3 protein-coding genes are annotated in these 9,841 nt (G+C 56.9%); 2 read left to right on the forward strand and 1 reads right to left on the reverse strand.

The features are described from left to right. The first annotated feature begins 195 nt into the window (after nucleotides 1–195). Nucleotides 196–1,569, forward strand: a complete 1,374-nt coding sequence (locus O9H32_RS02050) for a DUF4832 domain-containing protein (protein WP_269864058.1) — start codon at nucleotides 196–198, stop codon at nucleotides 1,567–1,569. Nucleotides 1,570–1,796: 227 nt separating this feature from the next. Further along, nucleotides 1,797–3,134 (forward strand): M20/M25/M40 family metallo-hydrolase, encoded by a 1,338-nt coding sequence (locus O9H32_RS02055; protein ID WP_269864059.1) that lies wholly within the window; start codon nucleotides 1,797–1,799, stop codon nucleotides 3,132–3,134. A gap of 205 nt (nucleotides 3,135–3,339) precedes the next feature. Here the strand turns inward: O9H32_RS02055 and O9H32_RS02060 are convergent, their stop codons facing one another. Next, nucleotides 3,340–9,780 carry a non-ribosomal peptide synthetase gene (locus O9H32_RS02060; protein ID WP_269864060.1) on the reverse strand — a complete coding sequence of 2,147 codons (6,441 nt, stop codon included), beginning with the start codon at nucleotides 9,778–9,780 and terminating at the stop codon, nucleotides 3,340–3,342. Nucleotides 9,781–9,841 lie beyond the last annotated feature (61 nt).

Raw genomic sequence — 9,841 nt, forward strand, 5'->3', positions numbered from 1 at the left:
AGCCTGTAATTTTAATATGACATATTCTTCTTTTTTTCGAGAAAGTACGTAGTCAATCTTGCCTATAAGCACTAAGGATTGTACCGCACTATTAGGTATTTTGCACTAACTATTTGTGATTAGCAAGGCCTTTTGATATAGTATGTGAAAGATTTAACAGAAGGAGGCTCTACTTTTCGTATGAAAAAGGGGCTTATGGCAATAGGGATAGCGTTCCTGCTGGCGGCCGGCCTGCTGGGCTTGCGGGAGCTGCGGGCCCAAGAGTCCGTGAACCGGGTATCCTATGTTCCGCTGGAGACCCGCGGCGTACTCGACAACCCCTATACCGGCTTCGTCGCCGACGCCAAAGATGCGGAGATCAAGCTGCCGGCACGGCTGGCGCACGCCAATATGACATGGCGGCAGCTCGAGCCGGAGAAAGGGAAGTACGCCTGGGATGCAATTGAGCAGAGTATTCATCTCGATGTGTGGAAACAGAGGAATACGAAGATCATCCTGCGGGTTGTGCTTGACGTGCCCGGGGAAGACAGCCATAAAGACATCCCGGATTGGTTGTATGAAGAGACCGGGCGAAGCGGGGAAGCCTACGATACGCCGCTGGGACAAGGCTTCAGTCCCGACTATGCGAACCCGGTACTGATCGCCAACCACGAACGATTGATCCGCGCCCTAGGCGAACGGTATAATCACGACCCGGCCATTGCCGCTGTCCAACTGGGAAGCATTGGACATTGGGGGGAGTGGCATACTTGGAATGAAGAGGAAGGTCGCCTGCCCTACCCCGTCCATGAGATTACGGATCAATATGCGGAGCACTACCTCCGCTATTTTGATAACAAAACTCTGTTGATGCGCCGTCCTCACGAGATCGCGCGCGGGAGCGGGATGGGCTTGTTCAACGATGCTTTCGGCAAAGCAGATTCCACCGTAGGGGGCTTCCTGCGCTGGTATACCGAAGGCTATACTTCCTGGCTGACGGGAGAGCAGGAGCCGGCCATGCCCGACTTCTGGGTGAAGGCTCCAAGTGCCGGAGAGTTCGCCCAGGACGCCAAGTACCTGGATGATGCGCACATCGAAGCCACATTGAAGCAGGCCCAGCTGACCCATGTCAGCTGGATGGGGCCCAGCGTACCGCTGACCCTTGCCAAGGGCAGCTCACTGCCCGCCAATGCTCAGCGCTTCCTGACAACCATCGGGTACCGGTTCGTCATTACGCAGGAATCGCATGAAGCCAAGGTGCAAGCAGGCAGTCCGCTTCATGTCTCCTTGAACCTCAACAACCGGGGAGCCGCGCCGTTCTACTACCCGTGGCCGCTGGAGCTGTCGCTTGTCGATGCCGGCGGCAGGGTGATCACGGCCCAGAAGGGAACAGCCGACATTCGGGAGTGGCTCCCCGGCGATACGGCGGTGTCGGAGACGTTGAACGTTCCGGCCGGTACGGCTCCCGGAGTCTATACGGTGCATGTCGCCATCCTCGACCCGGATACCGTGCAGCCCGGCATCCGATTCGCTGTCGATGGCGCACGAGCCGACCTGCGCTATCCGCTGGGGCGGGTTACCGTGAAGTGACTTCTTCGAAATAACAACCCCAAAGAGCCCGGCTGCGGCATGCGCCGCACGGGCTCTTTGGGTTATCGTCTAAGTCATGTTTCATACGGAACCGGCGCGGTCCTCATCGTACTCTCCCCCCTATGCGGTGATGTTCTGCCAGCAGAAGACTCGGGGAACGATTGACCGGCTAGCTGGCCCCCACCTATTTATGATATAATTTGTGTAAACAAAGGAGTTATTTCCCTATGACTGAAAGGGTTTACATACCACATGAAGATCGCATATATGAACGGCCGGTCGACATCCTTCGTCAACTCATCCGTTTCGATACAACCAATCCTCCAGGAAATGAATACGCTTGCATCATGTATATCCGTCAGCTCTTAGAGCAGCAGCACATAGATTCCCAGATTTTTGCGCTTCATCCTGATCGCCCGAACCTGGTGGCCCGTCTCAAGGGCAGAGGGCAAGCGCCGCCGCTTCTTTTGTACGGCCATGTCGATGTAGTCGGGACAGCATCGCAGCAGTGGACGCATCCGCCGTTCGAGGGCCGGATTGTCGATGGTCAGGTTTGGGGACGCGGAGCGCTGGATATGAAAGGCGGCGTTGCCCAAATGCTCAGCGCGTTCATGCGGGCTAAAGCGGAACAAACGGACCTGCCGGGGGACGTTGTGCTGGCTATCGTTAGCGATGAAGAGGCCGGAGCGGAATACGGGGCTCAATTTTTGATCGACAAGCATGCCGGGCTGTTCCAAGACGTGCGCTATGCCATCGGGGAATTTGGCGGCTTTTCGATGCAGATGGGCAAGCAGCGCTTTTATCCGATCATGGTCGCCGAAAAGCAGCTATGCTGGTTTCGAACCGTATTTCATGGGGACGGGGGTCATGGCTCGCTGCCTGCTTACGGCGGAAGCATGACCAAGCTGGGCGTATTCTTGAATAAACTGTCCGGCAGCCGTCTGCCTGTTCATATCACGCCCGCGGCCAGGGAAATGATTCATGCCATGGGCAGCGCAATGCCATTTCCTGCGGGTCATCTGTTCAAGCAGGTGCTGAATCCCCGGCTGACGAATATGGTTCTGCATCAATTAGGCTCACGAAGGCATTCGATTGAGCCGCTGCTGCGACATACGGTCAATCCAACCATCGTCCATGGCGGGGAAAAGATCAATGTGACGCCCAGCGAAATCACTTTAGAGCTGGACGGCCGGCTGCTGCCGGGCTATCAGCCTGAGGACTTGTTCACCGAGCTGAACAGGTTAATGGGACAAACCTTGGAATATGAAATCATCCGCTACACTCCCGGCCCGCCCAAGCCAGACATGGGGTTGTTTCCGACGCTCCAGAACATACTGGTCGAAGAGGACCCTGAAGGAATTCCCGTACCTATGCTGCTTCCAGGGGGAACGGATGCCATGCATTTTTCCAAACTGGGCATTCAAACTTACGGTTTCTTGCCCATGCGGCTGCCTGAGGATATGAAGTTTACGGAATTGATCCATTCAGCAAACGAACGAATTCCGGTCGATGCGGTTCACTTTGGCGCCCGCGCGATTCATAAAGTACTGCAGCGTTTTAGTTGAGACAGGATGCGGCTGGGCAGCTATGCGGCTGGGCCATGAGCCCGCTAAGCGGCCGGCCAGCGTCAGAATTTGCTGCAGCACGTATACAAAAAGACTAAGGGCGGCCGCCCTTAGTCTTTTTGTTCAAATCCTAGAAATTTTTGTTCAAATACTAGAATGTATATCTCACCAGGCCTGGTTCTGTCTTCTTGTAAAATGGTCCGGCTTACAACATCATCTGTGGAGCTTTATACGTCTGGTCGACAATCTGATGAACGATCATTTTCAACACGCCAGCGTTCTCCCCGGCATGCTTGCGGCTGAACACGCTGTAGTGGTCACCGGTAAGGGGGTATGTCCAAAAGTTCTGTTCAGTGGATTCATTCCACGTAAGGACTTGATCGTTATGCGTGCCCGAGCCATCGGACTTCTCTGCGCTTAGTGCGTGAATGTTGGCCTGAACGGTTCCTGTATTCATGATCGTTGACACGTAGGTCCGATAAGAACGCATTATATTTTCGACATGCTCGCGGATGTAGTCATTATGGAGCAATTCCTTCTCCGGACCCTCTGCCGCTTCAAGCAGTATAGGCGCAGCCTCGCTTTCCGAAGCATACAACGGCGTTAAGGTCTGCCTGCGTATGGAATCCACGATGATGATATCCGATACATGACAGCCTCTTCTCTCCATCGCTTTGGCCACTTCGAACATCAAGTTCCCACCCAAAGAGTATCCTAGAAGCACATAAGGCGACTGGCCCTGGATTTGGATGATCGCATCCACATAGCCATCTATGAGCGCATCGCTGTCTTCGGAACCCGAATCACCAATAAAATCAGCCGCATACAGTATACAGTAGGATTCCAGTTCTTGTGCCAGCCCCATATAAGTTAACCCATAACCAAATACGGATGGAAAACAAAACACATTGAAATGTCCGTTTTCATTCAGTTTGATGAAGGGGTTGTCCTTCTTCCCGGAGAGGTCCTTTTCCCAAATGGCATAGGCCATCGCTTCAACAGTAGGATGTTGGAACACTTTCTGCAAAGAAATTTCAATGTGCAGCTCCCTGTACATTGTATGGACCAATCGCATAAGGCTTAACGAATGTCCGCCGATTTCGAAGAAGTTGTCCTTCACGCCGACGCGCGCAAGCCCCAGTACCTCCTGCCAAATGCGGACAAGCTGCGCTTCCATTGACGTGCGCGGAGCTTCATATTCAGTCTCCGCCCGCATGCTGCTGTCCGGATCAGGCAGCGCCCTGCGGTCGAGCTTTCCGTTCGACGTTAACGGCATTTTTTCCAGTTGAACAAAGAAAGTGGGAATCATATGCGCGGGAAGCGTGTGGGATAATGCTTCGCGCAGCGCTCTGGTCGTCAATGCTGTATCGGCAACAAAATAGGCGCACAAGGATAAAGTCGTCTCCCCGCCTCTATCCGCTCTCGCGATAACGGCCGCTTCGCGCACGGCGGGCACTTGCTCCAACCGCGCCTGCACTTCCCCAAGCTCGATCCGGTACCCCCGGATCTTCACCTGCTGGTCGATCCGCCCCAGGTATTCGATGTTCCCGTCCGGCTGCCATCTCGCCAGGTCACCGGTCCGGTACATCCGCTCGCCCGGCTTATACGGATTCGGCACGAACTTCTCACAGGTCAGCTCCGGGCGGTTCAAGTAGCCCCGGCCCACGTTCTCCCCGCCGATGTATAATTCGCCCCCGACTCCGATCGGCACCAGCCTCTGTTCCCGGTCCAGAATGTACACCGCCTGGTTCGCCAGCGGCTTTCCTATCGGGATAATTATTGCTGTGCCGGCATCCTCTTCGGCGCCAACCGTATAGGCTGTCGTATCCACGCAGCATTCGGTCGGACCGTATATATTCGTGATGGCCGGCCGGCAGCCGCCCGTCCAGCTGCCCCGCAGCGCATTCACGAGCTCCCCATGCAGCGCTTCTCCTCCAATGATGAACCGCTCTACGTTGATCGCCCCAAACCGATGCGCCGACTCCAGCAAGATGCGCAGATGCGCCGGCGTGCCGTCCGATACCTGAATCCGGTGCGCATTGTAGTACGCGGCCAGCCGCTCTCCGCTCATGCTGATCTCCCGGGGCACCACATACAGCGTATGGCCGAGCAGCAGGCTGGCGAACAGCTGCTTCACAGAGGCGTCGAACACATGCGGCGACAGCCAGGCGATCCGCTGCGGACCGTCGTGCCTGCTGTAGATCCGCTCAGCCAAGCCTGCCACCAAGTTGCCTACATTCCGGTGCTCGATCAGCACGCCTTTGGGCTGTCCCGTTGTCCCCGATGTATAGATGACATAGGCCAGATGATGGGAACCGGTCGTGCTGTCCGCATTGCTGCCGTCGCCTTCGCCGAGCAGTTCGGGGGTCAGTACGATACGCTGCACGCCGGCCGCTCCTGCCGGCAGGTCATGCTCCTTCGTCGTCAGCACCCACTCTGCGCCGCTATCCGCCAGCATATACAGCAGGCGTTCCTCCGGATACTCCGGATCCAGAGGGACATAGGCGCCGCCTGCTTTCAAGATCGCCATCATGCCGATGACCATCTCCAGCGAGCGCTCCATCAGGAGACCGACCCGGCAATCCGCCTGCACGCCGGCCTTCCGCAGCGTGCGCGCCACCCGGTTCGCCCGTTCGTTCAGCTCGCGGTACGTGAGCTGCCGGTCTTCATAGACGACCGCCGCCGCCTCCGGACTCCGCTCCGCCTGCTCCTCGAACAGCCGGTGGAGCGTCTTCTCCCGCGGATACTCCGCTTGCACGGCATGGAAGCCGTATAGAAGCTGCTCTTTCTCTTCAGCCGTTACGATCTCCAGCGACGCAATAGGGGCCCCGCGGTCTCCAATCACCGCATCGATCAGCCGTTCAAAATGCTTCGCCAGCCGCTCCACGGTCGCCGGCTTATACAGATCGCTCGCGTATCGGAGGCTGCAGGCGATGCCTCCCTCTTGCTCTGCCGCTTGGAACGTCAGGTCAAACTTCGCCGTCGCCTGCTCATGCGGATACGGTTTGAGCTGCAAGCCATCCACGTTCAGCTCGGCCTGCTCCGCATTCTGCACGATGAACATCGTATCGAACACGGCATTGCGGCTCATATCCCGCGCTGCCTGCACCTGTTCCACGAGTTCTTCGAACGGATACTCCTGGTGCTCATAAGCCCCCAGCATCGTTTCCTTGATTTCCTCCAGGTACGCCTCGAACGTCTTGGCTCCCGCCGGATAGCTGCGGATCGCAAGCGTCCCCACGAACATCCCGATCAGCGGCTGCAGGTCGGCATGCGTTCTTCCGGCGACCGGCGTACCGACAATGATATCCTCTTGTCCGGTATATTTATGCAGCAGCGCGGTGTAGAGTGCCAGCAGCACCATGTGCAGCGTCGTCCCGGTTTCGCTTGCAAGCTGCCGCAGGCGTTCGCTTCGCACCCCATCAATCGTGAACGGCAGGGCCTTCCCTTGGAAGCTTCGCACCGCAGGCCGCGCGTAATCGGTCGGCATGTCCAGCACGGGCAGTTCCCCGCTCATCTCCTTCAGCCAGTAGGCCTCCTGCCGGCGCCTCTGCTCGCTCTGCGCCCCGGACTGCTGCCATGCGGCGTAGTCCTTGTACTGAATGCGCAGCGGCGAGAGCTCTTCCCCGCCGTACAAGCGGGCGAATTCATCCACCAGGATGCCCATCGACACGCCATCGGAGATGATGTGGTGCATGTCGAACAGGAAGAGGTGCCTCTCCGGCGCCAGCTCGATCAGCCCGACGCGCAGCAGCGGCGGCTTCTCCAGATCAAACGCGCGGACGAACCGCCGCACGGCATCTTCCGCTTCCGCTACATCCGCTTGAAGATACTCCACCGCGAAATCCACTTCGCGGTGAACCCGCTGTACCGGTTCCCCATCCACCATCGGGAAGCCCGTTCGCAGCACCTCGTGACGCCGGATCAGCTTGCCGAACGCTCCCTCGAACCGTTCGCGGTCCAGCTCTCCCTCCAGCTGCAGCACTGCGGGCATATTGTAGCTCAGCTCCGCTCCTTCGAGCTGGTGCAGAATGTACAATCGCTTCTGGGCCGAAGAGACCAGGTAGTGCTCCTGCTCCGCGATAGGCGCAATCGCGCTGAACCTCTCCTGCTCCATCCCTGCGATCACCTCGGCAAGCTGCTCCACGGTAGGAAAGCGGAACACTTCGCGAAGCGGCACATTAACGTGCAGTTCCTTATGCAGCCGGCTTATCAAGGTTGTAGCGCGCAGCGAATGGCCGCCGATCTCGAAGAAGTGGTCCTTCACGCCGACGCGCGCAAGCCCCAACACTTCCTCCCAGATGCGGACCAGCTGCGCTTCCAGCGGCGTGCTTGGCGCAGCGTACTCGGCGCTTGTCCGCATGCTTCCTTCAGGCGCCGGCAGCGCTTTGCGGTCCACTTTGCCGTTCGGCGTCAGCGGCAGCCGCTCCAGCTGCACGAAGTACGACGGGATCATGTAGCCCGGCAGCTCCTTCAGCAGCGTACTCCTCAGCCCGCTGACGCTGAGCTCGTGATCGGCCGAGTAGTAGGCGCACAGCTGCTTCTGACCGCTTTGGTCCTCTCTGGCGATGACGACCGCCTCGCGCACAGCCGCTATTCCCGCGAGCCGGGATTGAATCTCGCCAAGCTCTATCCGGTAGCCTCTTACCTTAACCTGCTGGTCCATCCTGCCCAGATACATGACATTTCCGTCGGGCAGCCACTTGGCCAGATCGCCGGTACGATACATGATCCGGCTATCATCAAACGGATGCGCCGCGAACTTGCTGCGCGTAAGCTCGGGCTGATTGACGTACCCTCGGGCCAAGCCCCTGCCGGCAATGCATAATTCACCGGCGACGCCGGCAGGAACCGGCTGGTCGTCGCTCCCCAAAATATAAACCTCCGTATGATGCATCGGCTTGCCGATCGGTACAAAGCTGCCGCTTGGAGAGCCAGGCTTGTACGTATACATATTGGAGCAAATGGTCGCTTCGGTCGGACCGTAGCCGTTCACGATGACAATGGCCGGATTCAGGTCGACAAAACGCTCTAATGTACCATTTGTTATCGGCTCCACCCCAACCAGCATTTTGTCTAAACGCAGGCCGTCTTTGTTATGTTCAAGAAATTGCGCGACTTCATTGAGCAGGGTAGGCGGAATATAGGCAAAGGTTATTGCATCCTCCAGGATCACATCGGCAAGCAGCCGGGGGTCCAGTCCGTCCGGGTGCGGGAACAGCACTAAGGAGGCTCCGAACAGAAGCGGCGTGAACAGCTCGGCGACGCTAACATCGAAGGAGATGCTGGTTACGCTCAAGCAGCGGTCCCGTTCATCGAACGGCTGCGCGAAATGCATGCTCAGCGAGTAAGCAAACTGATGGAAGGCGCGATGAGGAATCATGACCCCCTTCGGTTTGCCGGTGGAGCCTGAGGTGTAGATGACATACATGAGGTCTTCCGGAGCTTCCGGGCACGCCAAATTGGCAGTATCCTCGGCATAGCTGGATACATCGTCCACATCCAGAATCGCTCCGGCAAACATCCAATCCGTCATATGCCCAGCCGTTGTAAGCAAAAGCCGGGCTCCGCTATCATCCAGCATATATTCGATCCGCTCCCGCGGAAGCGCCGGATCGATAGGCAGATAGGCTCCCCCTGCCTTGAGAACAGCCAGCAGCCCGATCATCATGGAGACGGTGCGCTCCGTCATCACGCCGACAATCACATCCCGGGTTACGCCTCTGCGCTTCAGTTCATGCGCCATCCGGTTTGCCTGTTCGTTAAGCTCCTTGTACGTCAAGGAATGGCTTCCGCATTGTACGGCGAGCTGATGGGGCACACGCTCGGCCTGCTGTTCAAAGCATCGATGGATCACCCTGGCTTCTTCTTGCAGATTGGGACGTCTGTCGTTCCATTCCACCAGCAATTGATGCTTCTCGGATGCGGATAGCATGTCCGCTTCACCGATCTCCAGATCAGGCTGATTGAGGACAACCGAGAGCAGCCGGACGTAATGATCGATCATTTTCGAGATATACTCATGGTCATATTTATGATCGTCGAAGCGGACACAAAGTTGAATTTCGTTATTCTCCGAAGCAAATCGAAAGACCGTATCGGTCAGCGCACTCTCTTCCGCATGCAGCGCATGAATGTTCTTGTAGGAGACGATCGTGTTGACAACCGGCAAACCGTTCGGATCGTATTCCATGCCCATGCGCTCAACCATTTGGCCAAACGGGAGACGCCGATGTTCGATCGCTTCTAATACGGAGGTTTTCACTGCTCCCACTAAAGACTTGAACGTGCTGTGGCGGCTCAGTTTATTTTTGATAACCAAAAGATCCAGAAGCGCCTCTCGCCCGTCGTCAAGCTCCGTGCTTGCCGGCATGCCCAACAGCGCATGCTCCTGCTGCGTATACTTGTAGAACAAACAATGGACCCCGGTCAATAACAGGATATACACCGCCATATCCATTCCATTGGCCATGGAGAAAATCCGATTTGAGACTTCCAGGGGAAGCTTCCATTGCAGTTCGCTTTTGCCGCCGCTCTGGCTCGAATCTGTCATGGAGGCCTTGCAATACGGCAGAACACTCATGCGGTCTTCGGCATCCAGCCTCTCGCTCCAATAGCTCTCTTCTTTGGCAAACACCGACTTCATGCCTGAACCTCCTCATCATTACCCTTACAAGCCCGGGATGTCGGAGGTGAACCTGTCAAAC

This window comes from Paenibacillus caseinilyticus (assembly GCF_027533645.1).
In the GTDB taxonomy this organism is placed as follows: Bacteria; Bacillota; Bacilli; order Paenibacillales; family NBRC-103111; genus Paenibacillus_G; species Paenibacillus_G caseinilyticus.